The following is a 21,603-nucleotide window of genomic DNA, read 5'->3' on the forward strand; positions in this document are numbered from 1 at the left end:
TAAAATTATATTTAGCATATATAACTTGTCAGCGCGGGGATAATGGTCTACGCCCTGAACGCGTACCGGACAAATAATCAGCAAGCGGAAGTATCGCGTCGCGGATAATTAAAACCTCGGGAGAGGCAGCGATAAGCCAGGATTTTTCTTATTAAAAGTGAAACTGAAAGCGGAATACAAAAGCAGCAAGGAGGGACATTTCCCTCCTTGCTAACTTAGATGACTGCGGTCGTCAGCCGCGACGAACAGCAAAGGCGCCCCTGTTCATCAAAGATGTCGATTTGCCACACCTGGTGACGGGAGCCGACGTGCAGCGCGCGGCACACGCCGCGAACCCTACCGCTGCGCACCGAACGGATATGGTTAGCATTGACCTCCAGCCCCACCACCTTCTGCTCGCCTTCGCTACACAGATAGCCGGCCACCGAGCCTAAGGTTTCCGCTAATACCACCGACGCGCCGCCGTGCAGCAGCCCAAACGGCTGATGGGTGCGGCTATCTACCGGCATGGTGGCCTCGATGGCGTCATCGGTAAGGGCCTCGAAGCGAATATCCAGCAGGCCGACCATATTCCCGTCGCCCATGGCGTTCAGCTGTTCCAGGGTGCTCTGACGTTTCCAAATCATCCCATAATCTCCAGTAGCGCCTGCAGCGGATGGCGTACGCCGCTGCCTTCAATACGCTTCACCTGGCTACGACAGGAGTAGCCGGTGACCAGGCAGCGATTACGCGGCAGGCGCTGCATCGCCTGCTGCCAGGAGAGCGCGTAGATAGCCAGCGAGTTGGCGTGATTCTTCACTTCATGGCCGTAGGTACCGGCCATGCCGCAGCAGCCCACGTTAACGTTTTCCAGCTTCGCGCCAAAACGCGCGAAGATATCCGCCCACTGTTTGGTGGAAGCGGGAAGCGCCGTGACCTCGGTACAGTGGCCAAACAGATACCACGACTCGCCGCCCTGCTCCTGCGCAGCGGTTGCCGACAGCGCCTGCGGCAGCCACTCATGCACCAGCATCACGCGGAAATCGCCGCGCTTGTCGCCGAGCACCTGGTTGTATTCATCGCGATAGCAGAGCACCAGCGCCGGATCGACCCCCACCATCGGCATGCCGAGCTGGGCCACCCGGTTCAGGAAATCGGCGGTTTTCTGCGCGGTGCGCGCGAATCGCGTCAGGAAGCCCTTAATATGCTGGGCTTTACCGTTTGGCGAAAACGGCAGCAGCACCGGCTGGTAGCCTAGCTTTTCGACCAGTTGAACAAAATCGGCAACCACCTGCGCATCGTAATAGCTGGTAAACGGATCCTGAACCACCAGCACCCTTTTAGCTTTCTGCTCTGCGCTCAGCGCTTCCAGCTGCTCCAGCGTGGTATTCGCCGAACGATGGCCGACCATCTGCTGCTTCAGCGACGGGACGGAGAGCAGCGGGAGATCGACCATACCGATATGCTTTTCCGACAGCTTGCGCATCCACGGCTGATTAATAAAGAAGTTGAACGTCTTCGGCGCATGCGCCATCAGCGGCGCGTAGGATTCAACCGCCGCCACCAGATGATCGCGGACCGGCCGCAGGTAGCGGCTGTGGTAAAGCTGGAGGAAACGCGACCGGAACTCCGGAACGTCGATCTTAATCGGACACTGGGTCGAGCAGGCTTTACAGGCCAGACAGCCGGACATCGCCTCCTTGACCTCATGCGAGAAATCGTACTCTCCCTTACGCGCGTGCCAGCTATTGCGGGTGCGCTCCACCAGGGTACGCAGGCTGGCGCGTTTTTCCGGCAGATCTTTTTCCAGCTGATTGGGGTCGATGCCGCGATCCGCCAGCAGGCGCAGCCATTCTCGCACCAGCGTGGCCCGCCCCTTCGGCGAGTGAATACGGTGGTTGCTGACCTTCATCGACGGACACATCGGGCTTTTGGCATCAAAGTTGAAGCACAGACCGTTGCCATTACACTCCATCGCGCCGCGCCACGAGCTGCGCACGGCAATGGGGATCTGCCGATCGAAGGTCCCGCGCTTAACCGCATCCACCTTCATCATCGGCGCATCCACGCCTTCCGGCGGGCATATTTTACCGGGGTTCAGACGGTTATCCGGGTCAAACGCGGCTTTAATCTTGCGCAGCTCGCCAAACAGTTCTGCCCCAAAGAACGCCGGGCTATATTCGGCGCGGAAGCCTTTCCCGTGTTCCCCCCACAGAAGGCCGCCATACTTAGCGGTTAAGGCTACGACGTCATCGGAGATGCGCTTCATCAGCATCTCTTGCTGCGGATCGCACATATCCAGCGCCGGACGCACGTGCAGCACGCCGGCATCCACATGGCCAAACATGCCGTAGCTCAGGCCATGACCGTCAAGCAGCGCGCGAAATTCCACAATATAGTCGGCCAGATGCTCCGGCGGCACGCAGGTATCTTCGGCGAAGGGTATCGGTTTAGCGGCTCCTTTGGCATTCCCCAGCAGGCCGACGGCTTTTTTCCGCATCGCGTAGATGCGCTCAACGCCGTCCAGATCGTGGCAAACCTGCCAGCCGATAACGCCCGCTTCGCCGCGCGCCATCAGCTCATCCAGGCGCTGGCACAGGGTTGTCACCTGGCCGTCGATCAGTTCGGCGTCATCACCGGCGAACTCAACGATATTCAGCCCCAGCATCTCTTTATCCGCAACGTCGGTAATGAGCTCGCTTACCGAATGCCAGACAATATCTTCCCGCGCCAGATTAAGCACTTTTGAGTCAACGGTTTCGACCGAAAGCGCCCTGGCCTCCACCATAAACGGCGCGTTACGCAGCGCGGAGTTAAAGGAATCGTATTTAACGTTAACCAGGCGGCGTACTTTCGGTAAGCGGGTAATATCCAGCCGCGCTTCGGTAATAAACGCCAGCGTCCCTTCTGAACCGGTCAGGATGCGGGTCAGATCGAATTCGCTCATCTCGTCATTAAAGACGTGGCGTAAATCGTAGCCCGTCAGGAAGCGGTTAAGTTTGGGGAATTTATCGATAACCAGCTGCCGCTGCGCTTTGCAGCGCTGATAGACCGTGCGGTAAATACGCCCGATCGCCGACTGTTCTGCGCCCAGCGTTTCCGCCAGCGCCGCCGGAATCGGCTGCGTATCCAGAATGTCGCCGCCGATCAGCACCGAGCGCACGCCGAGCACGTGATCGGAGGTTTTCCCATAGACCAGCGAGCCCTGCCCGGAAGCATCGGTGTTGATCATCCCGCCAAGCGTGGCGCGGTTGCTGGTCGACAGTTCCGGCGCAAAAAAGTAGCCGTACGGTTTAAGGAACTGATTGAGCTGATCTTTAATGACCCCGGCTTCCACCCGCACCCACCCTTCTTCGGGGTTGATTTCAATAATGCGGTTCATATAGCGGGACATATCGACGATGATCCCGGCGTTGAGCGCCTGCCCGTTGGTGCCGGTACCGCCCCCGCGCGGGGTAAAGATCAGTGATTTAAAACGTTCTTCCGCCGCCAGTCTTGCCAGCAGAGCGACGTCTGCCGTGGAGCGGGGGAATAAAATCGCATCCGGCAACAGTTGATATACACTGTTATCAGTCGCCATCGTTAGCCTGTCGGCGTAGCTGGTGGCGGTATCGCCGGTAAAACCTTGTTGCTCCAGTACCTGCAAAAAATTCAGCACCAGCTGAACGACACCTGGCGCTTGAGAAATCTGTGGGATCATGACGCTCGACCCTGCCTGACTATGTTGTGTTGTAAGTGATTAAACGTTTGCGTAGTGCACACAACTTTTTATCACATTTTTTTCATATGCGCCCGCCAGAATTAAGGGCAAAATCAGGCGCGCGAAGATATTGATATTATTATCAGTACATGGAATTACGCTGCGTCAGCCTTGTGACGCGACTGCAAAGGTAAAACTTTATCATGATTAACCCCAATCAGCCCCGGGACATACCGCAAGTTCTGCTGTCGGTGCTGTTTTTGTCCCTGATTATTATTTCCTGCCTGTGGGTCGTTCAGCCATTTATCCTGTCATTTGCCTGGGCCGGTACCGTGGTTATCGCCACCTGGCCGGTGCTTTTGCGCCTGCAGCGCCTGCTGTTCGGCAAGCGCGCGCTGGCGGTGCTGGTGATGACGCTGCTGCTCTTTTTACTGTTCGTTATCCCTATTGCGCTGCTGGTCAACAGCCTGGTGGATAACAGCACGCCATTAATAAAAGTGATTACCAGCGGTAACTTTACGCCGCCGGATCTGGCGTGGCTAAATAGCGTTCCGCTGATTGGCGATAAGCTGTATACCGGCTGGCACAATTTACTGGAGATGGGGGGAACGGCGATTATGGTCAAAATTCGCCCCTATCTCGGCACCACCACCACATGGTTTGTTGGCCAGGCGGCGCACATCGGCAAGCTGCTGGTCTACTGCGGACTCATGCTGCTGTTTAGCGCCCTGCTGTACTGGCGTGGCGAAAAGGTTGCGTATGGGTTCCGCCACTTTGCCACCCGTCTGGCGGCCAAACGCGGCGATGCGGCGGTGATCCTCGCCGGCCAGGCGATTCGCGCCGTGGCGCTGGGGGTGGTCGTCACCGCCCTGGCCCAGGCGGTGCTTGGCGGTATTGGCCTTGCGGTCAGCGGCGTGCCTTACGCCGCGCTGCTCACCGTGGTGATGATCTTTACCTGCCTTGTGCAGCTGGGGCCTTTGCTGGTTCTGGTACCGTCAATTATCTGGCTGTACTGGAGCGGTGATACCACATGGGGCACCGTACTGCTGGTCTGGAGCTGCGTTGTCGGCACCATGGATAACTTTATCCGTCCGCTGTTGATTCGTATGGGCGCCGACCTGCCGATGATTCTGATCCTTTCCGGCGTTATCGGCGGCCTGGTGGCGTTCGGCATGATTGGGCTGTTTATCGGTCCGGTGCTGCTGGCGGTCTCCTGGCGACTGTACGATGCGTGGGTTAACGAAGCGCCGCCTCCGCCGAAGGACCCCGACCTGGTGCTTGAGGAGCTGAGCGAACTCAATACCCGAGCCACCCAGGATAAGTAAGTGAAAAGGCGGGGAAACCCGCCTTTTGCCCCTCTGCCCCTATCGCTGTCGGGCTCGGCAGCCTTAAAGCTTAAGAAATCCTAATCTATCTTTCACGCCATTCCACGACCCGCGGCCTGCTAACCGCATTTGCTTCGCAGATTCTTTACCTTAATTTAACTATTGAGAGGAATCCGATCGACGCAAAAAGCCTCAGTGCCTAGTATTAGCTCACGGTTATAAATCAACGCATTGATTTATAAGCATGGAAATCCCCTGAGTGAAACAACGAATTGCTGTGTGTAGTCTTTGCCCATCTCCCACGATGGGCTTTTTTTTGTCCGTTTTCTGTTCCCCAAAAACAAAAAATCCCCGCCACTGCTGAGCTGACGGGGAGTATCCAGTTGCCTGTTTTAGCAAGAACTTACTTATTCAGCTCCGCCAGGCCGAGCCAGGTTTGCACGACCGTGTCCGGGTTCAGGGAAAGGCTATCGATCCCCTCTTCCATCAGCCAGGCGGCAAAATCTTCGTGGTCAGACGGACCCTGTCCGCAGATACCGACGTACTTGCCCTGCTTCTTCGCCGCGCGGATGGCCATCGACAGCAGCGCTTTCACCGCGTCGTTACGCTCATCGAACAGCTCGGAGACCACGCCGGAGTCGCGATCCAGCCCCAGCGCCAGCTGCGTCATGTCGTTAGAACCAATAGAGAAGCCGTCGAAGTATTCGAGGAACTGTTCAGCCAGCAGCGCATTCGATGGGATTTCACACATCATAATCAGCTTCAGGCCGTTTTCGCCGCGCTTGAGGCCCTGGCGTTCCAGCTCTTCAACCACCGCTTTTGCCTGCGCGACGGTCCGGACAAACGGCACCATGATTTCGACGTTGGTCAGGCCCATGTCGTTACGCACCCGCTTAACCGCTTCACACTCCAGCGCGAAGCAGTCGCGGAAGCTTTCTGACACATAGCGGCCGGCCCCGCGGAAGCCCAGCATCGGGTTCTCTTCTTCCGGCTCATAACGTTCGCCGCCGACCAGGTTGGCGTATTCGTTAGACTTAAAGTCAGAAAGACGCACAATCACCCGTTTCGGGAAAAATGCCGCGCCAAGGGTGGAGATCCCTTCGGTCAGGCGACCGACGTAGAACTCTTTCGGCGAGTCGTAGCCTTTCATCAGCTCGCGGATTTCATTCTGCAGCCCCGGCTCCTGATCGTCGAACTCCAGCAGCGCGCGCGGGTGGACGCCAATCATACGGTTGATAATGAACTCCAGACGCGCCAGGCCCACGCCTTCGTTCGGCAGGCAGGCAAAGTCGAAGGCGCGGTCCGGGTTACCGACGTTCATCATGATCTTCAGCGGCAGATCCGGCATATCGCCAACGGTGGAGCTCTTGACGCTGAAGTCGAGGATTTCGGCATACACGTAGCCGGTATCGCCCTCGGCACAGGAGACGGTCACATTCTGGTTTTCCTGGATGCGATCGGTGGCGTTACCGCAGCCCACTACCGCCGGGATCCCCAGCTCACGCGCGATAATCGCCGCATGACAGGTACGCCCGCCGCGGTTGGTGACGATCGCCGCCGCCTTTTTCATGATCGGCTCCCAGTCCGGGTCGGTCATGTCGGTCACCAGCACGTCGCCGGGCTCGATGCGGTTCATTTCGCTGATATCGTGAATGACTTTCACCGGACCCGCGCCGATACGATGGCCGATCGCACGCCCTTCCGAAATAATCTGTCCTTGCGCATGGAGGGTATAGCGCTCCATCACCTGGCCGCGGGAACGGACGGTCTCCGGACGCGCCTGCACGATAAACAGCTTACCGGTATGGCCGTCTTTCGCCCATTCGATATCCATCGGACGGTTGTAGTGCTTCTCGATTTGAACCGCTTGCTGCGCCAGCTCCTGCACTTCCGCGTCGGTTAACGAGAAGACGTCGCGCTGCGCCTGCGGCACGTCTTCGATACGCACCTGCTTGCCGTGCTCCTGGGTAGGGGCGTAAACCATGCGGATCTTTTTCGACCCCATGGTGCGGCGTACGATTGCCGGCCGGCCCGCTTCCAGCGTGGGTTTATGGACGTAGAACTCATCGGGGTTCACCGCCCCCTGCACCACCATCTCGCCGAGCCCCCAGGCGGAGGTGATAAACACCACCTGATCAAAACCGGATTCGGTATCGATGGAGAACATCACGCCGGACGAGGCCAGATCGGAGCGCACCATCCTCTGCACCCCGGCGGAGAGCGCCACCCCGCGGTGATCGTACCCTTGATGCACGCGGTAGGAAATGGCGCGATCGTTAAACAGCGAAGCAAACACGTGCTTCACCGCGACGAGCACGGCGTCAAAGCCCTGCACGTTAAGGAATGTCTCCTGCTGACCGGCGAAGGAGGCGTCCGGCATATCTTCCGCCGTCGCGGAGGAGCGCACGGCAAAGGAGGCCTCAGCGTCATCGGCGGACAGCTGGGTATAGGCATCGCGAATCGCATTTTCCAGTTCGCTCTGGAACGGCGTATCAATGATCCACTGACGGATCTGTGCGCCCGCTTTCGCTAATGCGGAAACGTCGTCAATGTCGGTTTCATCCAGCAGTTCATAAATGCGCTGGTTAACACCGCTTTGGTCCAAAAACTGATTAAAGGCATCAGCGGTGGTGGCAAACCCGTTCGGTACGGACACGCCCATACCCGACAGATTTGTAATCATTTCACCAAGGGAGGCATTTTTGCCCCCAACCCTGTCTACATCATTCATGCCGAGTTGGTTATACCAAAGCACCAGCGGTGACGAGCCATTGTTGGACATCGAGACAATCCTTTTGTGATTTAATACCAGTGATAAATAATTCACGATCGACTACGAGATTTATCCTGACATATTTATCCAGCTGAAAGAAACGGTGAATCGTTCAAGCAAATTATTTTTTCGTTTTTAGGATTCTTTGCCAGATATAGCTAAGCTAATGATTCTTCAGAAATCTGATGAAATTTGATACAAAAGATACGCAGTTGCGAAAAATGAACTCACCTTTTCATTAAAAATAAAAATAGCGTTTCATTTTTTAAATATGAGACAAAGCCTGGAGCGTTATGCTTAAATTTAATATCAGCTTTCAGACAATTAAACTCATTATACCGGATGGTCAAAATGGAAAGTGCTGTAGATCGCCACGTATTTTATATTTCCGACGGTACCGCTATTACAGCGGAAGTTCTGGGTCATGCGGTCATGTCGCAATTCCCGGTCGCCACCAGCAGCGTAACCCTGCCGTTTGTCGAAAATATTAGCCGCGCGCGCGCCGTGAAGGAGCAAATTGACGCGATTTTCCAGCAGACCGGCATTCGACCGCTGGTGTTCTACTCCATCGTGCTGCCGGAAATTCGCGACATCATCCTACAAAGCGAAGGCTTTTGTCAGGATATCGTCCAGGCGCTGGTGGCCCCCCTGCAGCAGGAGCTGCGCCTCGATCCGACGCCAATCGCTCACCGCACCCACGGCCTGACGCCCGGTAACCTGAACAAATACGACGCGCGTATCGCCGCTATCGACTACACCCTTGCCCACGATGACGGAATTTCTCTGCGTAATCTCGATCAGGCCCAGGTGATCCTCCTCGGCGTTTCGCGCTGCGGGAAAACCCCCACCAGCCTGTATCTGGCGATGCAGTACGGTATCCGCGCCGCCAACTACCCGTTTATCGCCGATGATATGGATAATCTGATTCTTCCGGCTTCGCTTAAGCCGCTACAGCACAAACTCTTCGGCTTAACGATCAATCCGGAGCGCCTGGCGGCCATCCGCGAAGAGCGGCGGGAAAACAGCCGCTATGCTTCCATGCGCCAGTGCCGGATGGAAGTGACCGAAGTCGAGGCGCTTTACCGCAAAAACAAGATACCTTGCCTGAACAGCACCAACTATTCCGTGGAAGAGATCGCCACCAAAATCATGGATATTATGGGGTTAAGCCGCAGAATGTACTAACACACTAGTACATTATTAAAAATTTGTTTATGCTATCACCTGAGCCCTATACAGGATCATGCCCTGCTCTTGCAATAAGCGGGGATTGGTTTATCGTGATGCGCATCACTTCCCGGCATTTTCGCCGCGGAAGAAACAGATTTTGAGACCCCAATGAATAAAACAGACGAATTGCGTACCGCGCGCATTGAAAGCCTGGTAACGCCTGCGGAACTGGCTCAGCGGCATCCAGTGTCTGCCGACGTTGCCGCACACGTTTCCGCCTCACGCCGCCGAATCGAGAAAATCCTCAACGGTGAAGATCGCCGCCTGCTGGTGGTGATCGGTCCCTGTTCCATTCACGATATTGATGCGGCGATGGAGTATGCGCGCCGCCTGCAGGGTATGCGCGAACGTTACCAGCCGCAGTTGGAAATCGTGATGCGTACCTATTTTGAGAAGCCGCGCACGGTGGTTGGCTGGAAGGGGCTGATCTCCGACCCCGACCTGAACGGCAGCTATCGGGTGAATCACGGCCTTGAGCTGGCGCGTAGCCTGCTGCTGCAGGTCAATGAACTGGGCGTACCGACCGCCACCGAGTTTCTCGATATGGTGACCGGGCAGTTTATTGCCGACCTGATAAGCTGGGGCGCTATCGGCGCGCGTACGACCGAGAGCCAGATCCACCGCGAAATGGCCTCGGCACTCTCGTGCCCGGTAGGCTTTAAGAACGGTACCGATGGCAATACCCGTATCGCCGTTGATGCGATCCGCGCTTCCCGCGCCAGCCATATGTTCCTGTCGCCGGATAAGCAGGGACAGATGACCATCTACCAGACCAGCGGCAATCCGTACGGCCATATCATTATGCGCGGCGGTAAAAAGCCGAATTACCACGCCGCCGATATCGCCGCCGCCGGGGAAGCGCTGGCGGAGTTCGACCTGCCGGAACAGCTGGTGGTGGATTTTAGCCACGGCAATTGCCAGAAACAGCACCGCCGTCAGCTGGACGTTTGCGCCGACATCTGCCAGCAGATCCGCGCCGGCTCGACCGCCATCGCCGGGATCATGGCCGAGAGTTTCCTTCAGGAAGGCACGCAGAAGGTCGTCGCGGGCCAGCCGCTGGCCTGGGGACAATCGATTACCGATCCCTGCCTGAGCTGGGACGATAGCGAACGGCTGCTGGATGAATTAGCCGCCGCCACCGCCACCCGCCTGTAGTTCCCCTCCCCACCGTACGCGCGGTGGGGAGCGATTTTCCGCCATCGACCGGCCCGACACCTGCTAAATCTGGTATTCCGCTAAATAAAGCTTGCGTGAAAAACAACATTATTGATAATGATTATCATTGTTGCCTTGATTTTTATTTTTAGTGCTATGACGCGTATGGATAACACTGCCACAGCAGAAAAAACAACAGACAATGCCCCGTATCCGGTTCCGACGGACAAAGAGATAAGCAGCCGGACATTATTAGGCAGCGAGGGACGGGTGGTGATTGAACATCGCGGTCAGCGCTACCTGCTGCGTCAGACCCATTCGGGTAAGCTGATCCTGACCAAATAATTATCCCCGCCGATAAAGGCAGGGATAACGAACGTTAGCTGGAACAGCTTACTTCAAGACGCCTTCCCCAGTCCGGTGGACGCTGAATATACTCATCCGTCCGATCGGCAAAGGGGTGAGAGAGTGCGCTATGCAGGCGCTCCAGTTCGCTCATATCCCCCTGCTCCGCCTGTTCAATGGCCCGCTGAGCCAGCCAGTTACGCAGCACGATCGCCGGGTTGACGCTGCGCATCCGCGCCTGCCTTTGCGCATCGTCAACCTGTTCATCGCGCAGGCGCGCGCGGTAAGCGGTAAACCAGCTATCGAACGTCTCGCGGTCGATAAACTCATCGCGTAGCGGCGAGGCGGCGCTCTCCTGCTCGCTGGCGCTGAGCATCCGGAAGGTCCGCGTATAGTCGCTGCCCTCGCGTTCCATCAGCGCAAACAGGCCGTCCAGCAGCTCGTTATCCCCTTTTTGCTGGGTAAACAATCCGAGCTTGTCGCGCATGCGGCGGCCATACGCCGTCAGCAGGGCATGCTGGTAACTATCCAGCGCGTCGTTCAGCGCCTCAGCGCTGATAAACGGCGAGAGCGTCTGCGCCAGCCGTTGCAGGTTCCATAGCCCTACCGCCGGCTGATTATCAAAGCTGTAGCGCCCCTGATAATCGGAGTGGTTACAGATAAAGCCAGGCTGGAAATCATCAAGGAAACCGTACGGACCGTAGTCCATCGTCAGGCCGAGAATCGACATATTGTCGGTATTCATCACCCCGTGGGCAAAGCCCACCGTTTGCCAGCAGGCAATCATCTCCGCGGTTCGGGTGACAACGTCACTGAACCACAGAAGGTACTTATCCGCTTCATTTTGCAGATGCGGCCAGTGGTGACGAATCACGTAATCCGCCAGCTGCTGCACTTTCAGAGGCTCGCGACGGTAGTAAAAATGCTCAAAATGGCCGAAACGAACGTGGCTTTCCGCCAGCCGCATCAGCATTGCCCCGCGCTCGACGGTTTCGCGGTATACCGGCGTATCGCTGGCCACTATCGCCAGCGCGCGGGTGGTGGGAATGCCCAACGCATGCATCGCTTCCGAGGCCAGCGCCTCGCGGATCGTCGAGCGCAGCACCGCCCGCCCGTCGCCCATTCGCGAATAGGGAGTGAGCCCGGCGCCTTTAAGGTGCCAGTCAAAGCGACGACCATCAGCGAGCTGCTGTTCGCCGAGCAGAATACCGCGCCCGTCGCCGAGCTGCCCGGCCCAGGCGCCGAACTGGTGGCCGCTGTAAACCTGCGCCAGCGGCGACATTCCCGGCAGCAGCGTTTCGCCGCCCCATACGCCAGCGCCCTTCTGCGGGCTGAATAACGACGCGTCAACGCCCAGCGTTCGCGCCAGCGGAGCGTTGTGCCAGACAAGCCGCGCATTCTCCAGCGGCGTAGGGGTTAAAGCGGTGTAAAAATCCGGCAGTTCATCACGCCAGTGGGTAGTAAAAGACAGGGTCATGGTTCCTCCTGCCTTCAGTGTAGTGCTTTCAACAAATTATTAACACGGAGGAATGGATGGGTTATTGCGATAAAAGACAAGACGGGCGTTGTGGCGCTGCCCGGTAAGGCGTTACCGCCGCCGGGCAAGAAAACGCCACGCTACGCTTTGACGTATCGAGGCTAGATCCTTCGCGCCTGCCAGAATTTTTTATGCCAGTAGACATTATCCAGCGACGATCGCGTCACGCCCTGGCTGGTGGAGGCGTGGATAAACTGGTTATCCGTGTCGTAAATACCGACGTGCAGACCGCTCTCTCCGGAACCGGTCTTGAAGAAGACCAGATCGCCGGGCAGCAGTTCGCTCTTATCGATTTTCGTGCCGATCTCCGCCTGCTCACGCGTTTCGCGCGGCAGCTGCAGCGCGAACTTATCGCGGAAGGTCATCAGCACAAACCCGGAGCAATCAACGCCGCGCGGCGACATGCCGCCGTAGCGATACGGCGCTCCCCGCCAGCTCCTTAGCTGCTCATTCAGGTTAGCAACAACGGTAATCGAATCAGCAAGCCGTGGATTGGGCGGCGGCGCCCGGTGGCTGCTACAACCCGCCAGAAATAACGCAACACACAAAACGAGCCAAAAACGCATCTCAGACGAATCCTCTGTTCCCTATCCTGATAGCAGGATAATTTACCTTGTTTATTAATTCGCTGGCAAGCTGACTGCGTGCTACTGTGACGCAACGAGCATAAGATGACCCGCCACCTCGACCCGCTGGAAGTCCATGGCATAGGCGGCGGTTAAATTCTCTTCGCTTAATACCTCGGCGGTGCTGCCGCAGGCGATCGTCTCCCCCCGGCAGATAAGCCAGGAGCGATGGGCGTGTCGGAGGGTATGATTCAGGTCGTGGCTGCTCATCACGACGGCAATCCCCGAGGCGCAGAGTTCGCTTAACAATCGGTCCAGTGCGGCCTGCTGCGCCACGTCCAGGCTGTTCATCGGTTCATCCAGCAATAGCAACTGTCCGGACGCGTTAGCCTGACGATGAATCTGCAGTATTACCGCCGCCAGGCGCACGCGCTGCCACTCCCCGCCGGAGATGTGATTCACCTGGCGCCCCAGCTTGTCGCCTAAGCCCAGCTTCTCCGCGATGGTCGTCAGTAGCCCGTTGTGCGCGTCGTCCTGGAGATGCAGCGACAGATAATGCCAGACCGGCATGGCGAAAGGCGGCATCTGGTGCTGGCTTAAATAGGCCCGATGACGCGCCAGCTCCTGCGCCAGCCAGTCATTCAGCGGGCGTCCATTCAGTTTTACCTGGCCCGGGCCGGTAGAGAGCCCCGCCATACGCGCCAGCAACGTGCTTTTCCCCGCCCCGTTTGGCCCCACCAGATGAACGATCTCTCCCGGCCGGATATCGGCTGAAAACGGCGCCAGCCGCCCCGCCTCTTCTACATCCTGTAGCTGCATCAAAAACGGCATTATTTGGCTAAAGCTCCTTTAATAGCGGCCACCAGCTGCGGATCATCCGGCGTCATATCCGGTGAGAAACGGCCGATGACCTGACCATCGCGGCCGATGAGGAATTTTTCAAAATTCCACAGAATATCATCCACGTACAGCGGCGCTCTGCCTTTGCTGGCCATGCGCTCATAAAAACCGCTGCCTTCCGGGGCGATAGCCTGCGGGGCGGCCTCAACCAGCTTCTGGTACAGAGGCGCGCGATGTTCGCCGTTGACGTCAATTTTGCTGAACATCGGGAATGTCACGCCGTAAGTCGTGCTACAGAACGTTTTAATCTCTTCTTCGCTACCCGGCTCCTGACCCAGAAACTGGTTGCACGGAAAGCCCAGTACGCTAAAACCTTCGCTTTCTAAATCTTTTTGCAGCGCCTCCAGCTGCTCATACTGCGGCGTCAGGCCGCACTTTGACGCGACGTTGACAATCAACAGGACGTTGCCTGCCCACGGGGTGAGCGTTGTTTTCTCACCATCGATGGTGGTGACTTCAGTATTGAGAATATCGTGTTGCATAGCCTTCCCTCTGTGAATATACCGGTTACTGCTTCAGGTGATCCCTATCTACTGTAGCGGATTCAGACTGGGTCATTCTACTTTGAATCCCCCGGGAGTGTCTCTTGATGTAACAGGCAGCACAACATGAATTCATCTCAACACCGGGAGCGCGCAATTCAGTGTACAGTGGTGGATTGATGTAATAGCATTTCGTTAATTGTTAATTTAAGAGAGTTTTATTGATGAAGAAGATGTTTAGCGCGGTGTTAATCGCGGCCTCCGTTACGCTGCTTTCGGCCTGCTCGCCGGATGAAGATAATAAGATTAAAGTCGCCATTAATACCGGGCCGGATGAGGCTATCTGGAAAGTCGTAGAACAGGTGGCCAAAGAGAAATACAACCTCGACGTCGAGGTAATCTCATTTAATGATTACGTTCTGCCGAACGAAGCCCTGAACAATAAAGACGTCGATGCTAACGCCTTCCAGACGCTGCCTTACCTTGAGGCACAATCAAAAGAGCGCGGCTATAAGTTTGCCATTGTCGGTAAAACCTTCGTCTTCCCGATCGCCGCCTACTCGAAGAAAATCAAAAATATCAGCGAACTGCCTGACGGCGCGACGATTTCCATCTCTAACGAAACCACAACCCTGGGCCGCAGCCTGCTGCTGCTGCAGGCGCAAGGTTTAATCAAGCTGAAAGAGGGTACAGGCTACCTGCCGACGACGCTGGACATTATCGACAATCCTAAGCAGTTGAAAATCGTGGAAGTCGACACGCCGCAGCTGACCCGTACGCTTGATGACCCGAACGTCGCCCTGTCGATCATCAACACCAACTTCTCCGCTCAGGCCGGTCTCTCGGCTGCCCGCGATGGGCTATTTATGGAAGGCCCGGACTCGCCGTACGTCAACGCCATTGTTGCGCGCGAAGATAATAAAGACAGCAAAAAAGTCCAGGAGCTGAAAGAGGCCTTCCAGACTCAGCAGGTTGCCGACAAGGCAGCGGAAGTCTACAAAGGCGATGCGATTAAGGGCTGGTAATACTATCAACCACTTACGGCCGCCCCTCACTGCGGGCGGCCTGATTTCAGCAATAACCAGATAAACACCGGCGCTCCCAGGGTGGCGGTGACCACGCCAATCGGCAATTCCGCCGCCGAAAGCGCCAGACGCGCGATAATATCCGCGCCCAGCAGCGCGCTGGCCCCCGCTAACAAACAGGCCGGAAGCAGCGCGCGGTGATCGCTTAAGCCACATAAGCGCAGAATATGCGGGATAACCAGACCAATAAAGCCGATCGCGCCGGCCAGCGCCACGCTGACGCCCACCAGCCAGCCGGTCGCCACCACCAGCACTTTACGCCATAGCCACAGCGGTAGCCCCAGCTGGCGTGCGGAAACCTCCCCCAGCGCTAACAGATTAAGAGGCTGCGATTGCAGGCACACCCAGGCCAGCACAGGCAGCAGGGCCAGCATCAGCCACAGCTGCTGCCAGTCCACGCCGCCAAAGCCGCCCATCATCCAGTACATCAGCTGGCGGAGATCGAAAGAGGTTGAGAAGTAGACCGCCCAGGTCATCAGCGCGCTGCATATGATACCGAGCGCCACGCCCGCCAGCAGCAGGCGGCTGGTCGAGAGATGCCGCCTGGCAAAACGCAGTAAAATAAAGGTAATGACCAGCGCGCCAGCGATGGCGCACAGCCCCAGCGCCCAGCCCGGAAGCAGCCCTTTTCCCAGCAACACGGCGGCTATCAGGCCAACCCCAGCGCCGTTTGATACCCCCAGCAGCCCGGGCTCCGCCAGCGGGTTTTCAAACAGCGCCTGCATAATCGCGCCGGACAGCGCCAGCGCCGCGCCCACCAGCAGGACGGCCAGGGTGCGCGGCAAACGAATCTGCCAGATAAACAGCTCGCCTTTGGCGCTAAACCATTCACCGGGGCCAATCCACTGGTCGCCCGCGCACAGGCTGATGGTCGATGTGACCAGCAGCAGCAACGTTAATACCGCAAGCCAGCGCCGGTTGCGGCGCCGTTGAGTTTGAGCAAAGGTCAGCATAGATTTCTGAGTTGAGAAAAAGGATGTGATTGATTTTACGGTATTCGGCCAGGAAAAGAAAAAAGGCCGCATAGCGGCCTTTTTGATTAGTCAGTCCAGATCATTTCTCTCTGGGTGAAGCGTTTTCGACACGGCTTTTTAACTTCTGTCCGGGTCTGAAGGTCACCACACGCCGGGCTGTAATAGGAATATCCTCTCCCGTTTTCGGGTTACGGCCCGGGCGTTGGTTTTTATCTCGCAAATCGAAGTTGCCGAACCCGGAGAGTTTTACCTGCTCTCCGTTTTCCAGAGCGCGACGGACTTCTTCGAAAAACAACTCTACCAGCTCTTTGGCATCCCGCTTGCTAAGCCCAAGCTTATCAAACAGATATTCTGACATTTCAGCTTTTGTAAGCGCCATAGGTTCAATCCCTCAATGATGCCTGGAATCGCTCTTTCAATGCCTCTACACATTTGGCGACGGTAGCGGCAATCTCCTCTTCTTCGAGTGTACGGCTGGTATCCTGGAGGATAAGGCTGATAGCGAGGCTTTTGAAACCTTCCGCTACGCCCTTGCCGCGGTACACGTCAAATAAGTTTACGCCAACTACCTGATTTACGCCAACTTTCTTACACTCGGCTAAAACATCGGCTGCGGGAACGTTTTCTGCCACAACGACAGCGATGTCGCGACGGTTCGCCGGGAAGCGAGAAACTTCACGCGCCTGAGGCACCACGCGGTCTGCAAGCTTGTTCCACTCCAGCTCGAACACCAACGTGCGGCCGTTCAGATCCAGTTTACGTTCCAGCTCGGGATGAACAACCCCAATAAAACCAATACGTTCACCTTTCAGATAAATCGCCGCCGACTGGCCCGGATGAAGCGCATTATTGGCTTCGATGCGGAATTCGATGTCGGACAGTTTACCCGTGAGGTCGAGAACGGACTCCAGATCGCCTTTTAAATCATAGAAATCGACGGTTTCTTTTGCCAGGTTCCAGTGTTCTTCATAGCGGTTACCGCAGATTACGCCAGCCAGCATCACGTCCTGGCGAATACCCAGCGGGGCCTGCGTATCGGGAACAAATCGTAGGCCGCTCTCAAAGATGCGGACGCGACTCTGCTGGCGATTCTGGTTGTAGACCACCGTCCCGAGCAGACCGGTCCACAATGACAGACGCATCGCCGACATTTCGCTGGAGATCGGGCTCGGCAGAATCAGCGCTTCCTCGCCGGCGTGGATCCACTGCTGTACTTTCGGATCAACAAAGCTGTAGGTAATCACTTCCTGATAGCCTTTGTCGTTGAGCAGCGTTTTCACGCGCTTAAGCGACAGATCCGCTTCGCGGTGAGTGCCCATAATCAGGCCCGCTTGTACCGGTTCATCAGGAATATTGTTATAGCCATAGACGCGGGCAACCTCTTCGACCAGGTCTTCTTCGATCTCCATGTCGAAACGCCAGCTCGGCGCCACGGCATGCCACTCATCCTGGCCTTCGGTAACTTCACAGCCCAGACGACGCAGAATGTCGCTAACCTGCGCATCTTCAATGTGATGGCCAATCAAACGATCCAGTTTGCTGCGGCGAAGGCGGATGGTCGCAGGCTTCGGCAGAGTCGCTTCATTGGTCACGTCAATAATCGGGCCCGCTTCACCGCCGCAAATATCCATCAGCAGGCGGGTTGCGCGCTCCATTGCCTGATACTGCAGCGCGGAGTCCACGCCGCGCTCGTAGCGGTGGGAAGCATCGGTATGCAGACCATGGCGACGGGCGCGACCGGTAATGGACAGCGGGCTGAAGAACGCGCATTCCAGCAGAACGTTTTGCGTTTCATCGTTTACGCCGGAGTGCTCGCCGCCGAAAATTCCGCCCATAGCCAGGGCTTTCTGGTGGTCAGCAATAACCAGAGTATCGGTATCCAGCTTAGCCTCGGAGCCGTCGAGCAGGACCAGGGTTTCGCCTTCATGCGCCATACGCACGATAATTCCGCCTTCAATGCGGTCTTTATCGAAGGCGTGCATCGGCTGGCCGAGCTCGAGCAGAACGTAGTTGGTCACGTCAACCACGGCATCGATGGAGCGAATGCCGCAGCGGCGCAGCTTCTCTTTCATCCATAACGGCGTCGGCGCTTTGACATTAATGCCTTTTACCACACGGCCCAGGTAGCGCGGGCATGCTTCCGGCGCATCGACCTGAATTGGCAGAACGTCGTCGATGGTCGCGGCAACCGGGGCCATTTCCGGGACATTCAATGGCGCCTTGTTGAGCACGGCGACATCGCGGGCAATGCCGATAATACCCAGGCAGTCGGCACGGTTCGGCGTGACGCTGATTTCGATAGTGTTATCGTCGAGCTTCAGGTATTCGCGGATATCGGTACCCAGCGGCGCGTCGGCGGGCAGTTCAATAATACCGCTGTGATCGTCGGAGATCCCCAGCTCGGAGAAGGAGCACAGCATGCCTTCCGACGGCTCGCCGCGCAGCTTTGCCGCTTTAATTTTAAAATCGCCCGGCAGTACGGCACCGATGGTTGCAACGGCAACCTTCAGGCCCTGACGGCAGTTTGGCGCGCCGCAGACGATGTCCAGCAGGCGTTCGCCGCCGACGTTAATTTTTGTGACGCGCAGTTTGTCAGCATTAGGGTGTTGAGCGCACTCAACCACTTCCCCAACGACAACGCCGTTGAAGCTGCCCGCAACCGGCTCAACGCCGTCAACCTCAAGGCCGGCCATCGTTATCTGGTCCGACAGCGCTTCGCTATCGATAGCTGGGTTAACCCACTCGCGTAACCACAGTTCACTGAATTTCATTGTTCTGTCCTGCCCTTATTTAAACTGTTTGAGGAAACGCAGATCGTTTTCGAAGAACGCGCGTAAGTCGGTCACGCCGTAGCGCAGCATGGTCAGACGCTCCATACCCATGCCGAAGGCAAAGCCGGAATAGATTTCCGGATCGATACCCACGTTGCGCAGTACGTTTGGATGCACCATCCCGCAGCCGAGCACTTCCAGCCATTTCCCGTTTTTCCCCATAACGTCGACTTCGGCCGATGGCTCGGTGAACGGGAAATAGGACGGACGAAAACGAATCTGCAGATCTTCTTCAAAGAAGTTACGCAGGAAATCGTGCAGCGTTCCCTTCAGGTTGGTAAAGCTGATGTTGGTATCAACGATCAGGCCTTCCATCTGATGGAACATTGGGGTATGGGTCTGATCGTAGTCGTTACGATAGACGCGGCCTGGCGCAATAATGCGGATCGGCGGCTGCTGGTTAGCCATGGTGCGGATCTGCACGCCTGAGGTTTGCGTACGCAGCAGGCGCGTGGCATCAAACCAGAAAGTGTCGTGGTCAGCGCGTGCCGGATGGTGGCCAGGAATATTCAGCGCATCGAAGTTGTGGTAGTCATCTTCGATTTCCGGGCCAGTCGCGACGGTAAAGCCGAGCTCACCGAAGAAACTTTCAATACGATCGATGGTACGGGTCACCGGATGCAGGCCACCGTTCTCAATACGACGCCCCGGCAGAGAGACATCGATGGTCTCCGAGGCCAGGCGCGCGTTAAGAGCGGCGCTTTCAAGATCTGACTTACGCGCGTTAAGCGCCTGCTGGACCTGCTCTTTCGCTTCGTTGATAACCGCGCCGGCTGCCGGGCGCTCTTCAGCAGGCAGCTCACGCAGGGTCGTCATCTGAAGGGTCAGGAGCCCTTTTTTACCCAGGTATTCCACGCGGACGTTGTCCAGCGCAGCAACATCTGATGCCTCGTTAATGGCTGCCTTCGCACTGGCAACCAGCTCTGCGAGATGTGACATGGTTTTCCTCATTATGTCGGTGCAGACACCGGTTATGGTTATTATTTTGCTTTCACTATTTCGAGCCGCAGACGGCGGGTCATTCGCCATTTGACCGAATGACCCGGTCAATCCACACGTCTGGAGCTTGAAATAGAACAAGCCAGTTCAGATACAAAAAAAGCCTCCACAGTGGGAGGCTTTTTGGCGCTGTTTTCCGTTTCTTCTTTCACGCGCTAGCCTCCTGAGTTCAGGTGCTAAAGTAAAAAAAGAAGCGGAAAATAGCAGCATTCATGCTTGCATTACCTTGTCTGCTAAAAAACGTAAGATCGATATTGAAAAGCTTACGCGGATAAAAGTCAATGTATTGATAGTCTTGAAACGAAAAGAGGGAGACAAGCTCCCTCTTTCAACTGGCTTATGCCAGAGCTGCTTTCGCTTTTTCGACCAGCGCGGTGAACGCTAATTTGTCGAATACGGCGATGTCAGCCAGGATCTTACGGTCGATTTCAACAGAGGCTTTTTTCAGGCCGTTGATGAATTTGCTGTAAGAAATACCGTTCTGACGTGCTGCTGCGTTGATACGCGCAATCCACAGTTGACGGAACTGACGCTTTTTCTGACGACGGTCACGATAAGCGTACTGACCAGCTTTGATAACAGCCTGGAAGGCAACGCGGTATACGCGAGAACGCGCACCGTAGTAGCCTTTAGCTTGTTTCAAAATTTTCTTGTGACGTGCACGGGCAACTACACCACGTTTTACGCGAGCCATATGTGCTCTCCTGTATCTATTCTAATTAAAAAGTTAAAAGGGTTAACGACTTATGCGTACGGCAGGCACGCGATGACCAGGCCCAGATCGCCTTTAGAAACCATGGCTTTCGGACGCAGGTGACGTTTACGCTTGGTAGCTTTTTTGGTCAGAATGTGACGCAGGTTAGCGTGCTTGTGCTTAAAACCACCTTTACCGGTTTTTTTGAAGCGCTTAGCAGCACCGCGTACGGTCTTAATTTTTGGCATTTTAATAACTTCCACTTCGCATTGNATTTTTATCAACGATCAGACCTTCCATCTGATGGAACATCGGGGTGTGGGTCTGATCGTAGTCGTTACGATAGACGCGGCCCGGCGCGATAATACGGATAGGCGGCTGCTGGTTTTCCATGGTGCGGATCTGCACGCCGGAGGTCTGCGTACGCAGCAGGCGAGTGGCATCGAACCAGAAAGTGTCGTGGTCAGCGCGCGCCGGATGGTGACCCGGAATATTCAGCGCATCGAAGTTGTGGTAATCGTCTTCGATTTCCGGGCCCGTCGCCACGGTAAAGCCGAGCTCACCGAAGAAACTTTCAATACGGTCGATGGTGCGAGTAACCGGATGCAGGCCGCCGTTTTCAATGCGGCGACCCGGCAGCGAGACGTCAATGGTCTCTGCGGCCAGACGCGCATTCAGCGCTGCGCCTTCCAGTTCAGCTTTACGCGCGTTCAGCGCCTGCTGCACCTGCTCTTTCGCCTCGTTGATGACCGCACCGGCTGCCGGACGCTCTTCCGGCGGCAGCTCACGCAGGGTGGTCATTTGCAGGGTCAGATGCCCTTTTTTACCCAGGTATTCCACGCGGACGTTGTCCAGCGCAGCAACATCTGATGCCTCGTTAATGGCTGCCTTGGCACTGGCAACCAGCTCTGCGAGATGTGACATGGTTTTCCTCATTATGTCGGTGCAGACACCGGTTATAGTGAAATTAATATTCCGAATCCATATACGAAAAAAGCCTCCACAGGGGAGGCTTTCTGGCGCTGTTT

The 21,603-nt window shown here is 56.3% G+C and carries 19 protein-coding genes, 1 other RNA gene, 1 pseudogene and 1 other annotated feature; of the genes and pseudogenes, 6 read left to right on the forward strand and 15 right to left on the reverse strand.

Annotated features, from left to right (window positions below):
* Positions 1–215: 215 nt before the first annotated feature.
* Positions 216–626, reverse strand: coding sequence for a 1,4-dihydroxy-2-naphthoyl-CoA hydrolase (gene menI, locus FQK12_RS03700; protein ID WP_014229719.1), 411 nt, complete (start codon positions 624–626; stop codon positions 216–218).
* Positions 623–3,679: an FAD-binding and (Fe-S)-binding domain-containing protein gene (locus FQK12_RS03705; RefSeq protein ID WP_014229720.1), complete on the reverse strand. Its 3,057-nt coding sequence runs from the start codon at positions 3,677–3,679 to the stop codon at positions 623–625. The genes menI and FQK12_RS03705 overlap by 4 nt, the downstream gene beginning before the upstream one ends.
* Positions 3,680–3,882: 203 nt before the next feature.
* On the opposite strand from FQK12_RS03705, the gene ydiK reads away from it, so the two are divergent.
* Entirely contained in the window at positions 3,883–5,004 is a 1,122-nt protein-coding gene (gene ydiK / locus FQK12_RS03710; protein WP_014229721.1) for an AI-2E family transporter YdiK, read from the forward strand.
* Between the two features lie 212 nt (positions 5,005–5,216).
* Positions 5,217–5,324: antisense sRNA RprA (rprA, locus tag FQK12_RS03715), an RNA gene on the forward strand.
* Positions 5,325–5,407: 83 nt separating this feature from the next.
* Here the strand turns inward: rprA and ppsA are convergent.
* Complete coding sequence (gene ppsA / locus FQK12_RS03720; protein ID WP_014229722.1) at positions 5,408–7,786, reverse strand: phosphoenolpyruvate synthase; 2,379 nt, start codon at positions 7,784–7,786, stop codon at positions 5,408–5,410.
* Positions 7,787–8,128: 342 nt separating this feature from the next.
* Here ppsA and FQK12_RS03725 point away from each other — a divergent pair, with 342 nt between their 5' ends.
* The 3 genes from FQK12_RS03725 to hemP all read left to right on the forward strand — a co-directional run bounded on the left by FQK12_RS03725 (position 8,129) and on the right by hemP (position 10,507).
* On the forward strand, positions 8,129–8,962 hold the full coding sequence (locus tag FQK12_RS03725) for a pyruvate, water dikinase regulatory protein (RefSeq protein ID WP_004851771.1): 834 nt from the start codon (positions 8,129–8,131) through the stop codon (positions 8,960–8,962).
* A gap of 153 nt (positions 8,963–9,115) precedes the next feature.
* Positions 9,116–10,162 carry a 3-deoxy-7-phosphoheptulonate synthase AroH gene (gene aroH, locus FQK12_RS03730; RefSeq protein WP_014229723.1) on the forward strand — a complete coding sequence of 349 codons (1,047 nt, stop codon included), beginning with the start codon at positions 9,116–9,118 and terminating at the stop codon, positions 10,160–10,162.
* A gap of 165 nt (positions 10,163–10,327) precedes the next feature.
* Positions 10,328–10,507, forward strand: coding sequence for a hemin uptake protein HemP (gene hemP, locus FQK12_RS03735; protein WP_160741222.1), 180 nt, complete (start codon positions 10,328–10,330; stop codon positions 10,505–10,507).
* Between the two features lie 34 nt (positions 10,508–10,541).
* On the opposite strand, the gene selO is transcribed toward hemP, so the two are convergent.
* The 4 genes from selO to FQK12_RS03755 all read right to left on the reverse strand — a co-directional run bounded on the left by selO (position 10,542) and on the right by FQK12_RS03755 (position 13,992).
* Entirely contained in the window at positions 10,542–11,984 is a 1,443-nt protein-coding gene (selO, locus tag FQK12_RS03740; RefSeq protein WP_014229725.1) for a protein adenylyltransferase SelO, read from the reverse strand.
* Positions 11,985–12,145: 161 nt separating this feature from the next.
* Positions 12,146–12,610, reverse strand: coding sequence for an NlpC/P60 family protein (locus FQK12_RS03745; RefSeq protein WP_014229726.1), 465 nt, complete (start codon positions 12,608–12,610; stop codon positions 12,146–12,148).
* Positions 12,611–12,691: 81 nt separating this feature from the next.
* Positions 12,692–13,441 (reverse strand): vitamin B12 ABC transporter ATP-binding protein BtuD, encoded by a 750-nt coding sequence (btuD, locus tag FQK12_RS03750; protein WP_014229727.1) that lies wholly within the window; start codon positions 13,439–13,441, stop codon positions 12,692–12,694.
* Positions 13,441–13,992: a glutathione peroxidase gene (locus tag FQK12_RS03755; RefSeq protein ID WP_014229728.1), complete on the reverse strand. Its 552-nt coding sequence runs from the start codon at positions 13,990–13,992 to the stop codon at positions 13,441–13,443. The genes btuD and FQK12_RS03755 overlap by 1 nt, the downstream gene beginning before the upstream one ends.
* 224 nt (positions 13,993–14,216) lie before the next feature.
* On the opposite strand from FQK12_RS03755, the gene FQK12_RS03760 reads away from it, so the two are divergent.
* Positions 14,217–15,017, forward strand: a complete 801-nt coding sequence (locus tag FQK12_RS03760; protein ID WP_014229729.1) for a MetQ/NlpA family ABC transporter substrate-binding protein — start codon at positions 14,217–14,219, stop codon at positions 15,015–15,017.
* A gap of 26 nt (positions 15,018–15,043) precedes the next feature.
* Here FQK12_RS03760 and btuC read toward each other — a convergent pair whose 3' ends face one another.
* The 8 genes and pseudogenes from btuC to FQK12_RS03805 form a co-directional block, all read right to left on the reverse strand.
* Positions 15,044–16,030: a vitamin B12 ABC transporter permease BtuC gene (gene btuC / locus FQK12_RS03765; RefSeq protein ID WP_009653750.1), complete on the reverse strand. Its 987-nt coding sequence runs from the start codon at positions 16,028–16,030 to the stop codon at positions 15,044–15,046.
* Positions 16,031–16,130: 100 nt separating this feature from the next.
* The gene (gene ihfA, locus FQK12_RS03770; RefSeq protein WP_004851790.1) at positions 16,131–16,430 is read right to left on the reverse strand and encodes an integration host factor subunit alpha; all 300 of its coding nucleotides are present in this window, start codon (positions 16,428–16,430) and stop codon (positions 16,131–16,133) included.
* A 4-nt stretch (positions 16,431–16,434) separates the two neighbouring features.
* Positions 16,435–18,822, reverse strand: a complete 2,388-nt coding sequence (gene pheT / locus FQK12_RS03775; protein ID WP_014229730.1) for a phenylalanine--tRNA ligase subunit beta — start codon at positions 18,820–18,822, stop codon at positions 16,435–16,437.
* A gap of 15 nt (positions 18,823–18,837) precedes the next feature.
* Complete coding sequence (gene pheS / locus FQK12_RS03780) at positions 18,838–19,821, reverse strand: phenylalanine--tRNA ligase subunit alpha (protein ID WP_004851795.1); 984 nt, start codon at positions 19,819–19,821, stop codon at positions 18,838–18,840.
* A 153-nt stretch (positions 19,822–19,974) separates the two neighbouring features.
* Positions 19,975–20,100 (reverse strand) — a sequence feature (Phe leader region).
* Positions 20,051–20,095 (reverse strand): pheST operon leader peptide PheM, encoded by a 45-nt coding sequence (gene pheM / locus FQK12_RS27225; protein WP_001386830.1) that lies wholly within the window; start codon positions 20,093–20,095, stop codon positions 20,051–20,053. Its footprint overlaps the feature before it by 45 nt.
* 118 nt (positions 20,101–20,218) lie before the next feature.
* Positions 20,219–20,575 carry a 50S ribosomal protein L20 gene (rplT, locus tag FQK12_RS03795; RefSeq protein ID WP_004102963.1) on the reverse strand — a complete coding sequence of 119 codons (357 nt, stop codon included), beginning with the start codon at positions 20,573–20,575 and terminating at the stop codon, positions 20,219–20,221.
* A gap of 50 nt (positions 20,576–20,625) precedes the next feature.
* Positions 20,626–20,823, reverse strand: coding sequence for a 50S ribosomal protein L35 (gene rpmI, locus FQK12_RS03800; RefSeq protein WP_001124225.1), 198 nt, complete (start codon positions 20,821–20,823; stop codon positions 20,626–20,628).
* 25 nt (positions 20,824–20,848) lie between these two features.
* A pseudogene (locus FQK12_RS03805) lies at positions 20,849–21,499 on the reverse strand (phenylalanine--tRNA ligase subunit alpha); the annotation flags it as partial.
* Positions 21,500–21,603 lie beyond the last annotated feature (104 nt).

The organism is Klebsiella sp. ME-303 (assembly GCF_007910085.1).
Classification (GTDB): domain Bacteria; phylum Pseudomonadota; class Gammaproteobacteria; order Enterobacterales; family Enterobacteriaceae; genus Klebsiella; species Klebsiella michiganensis.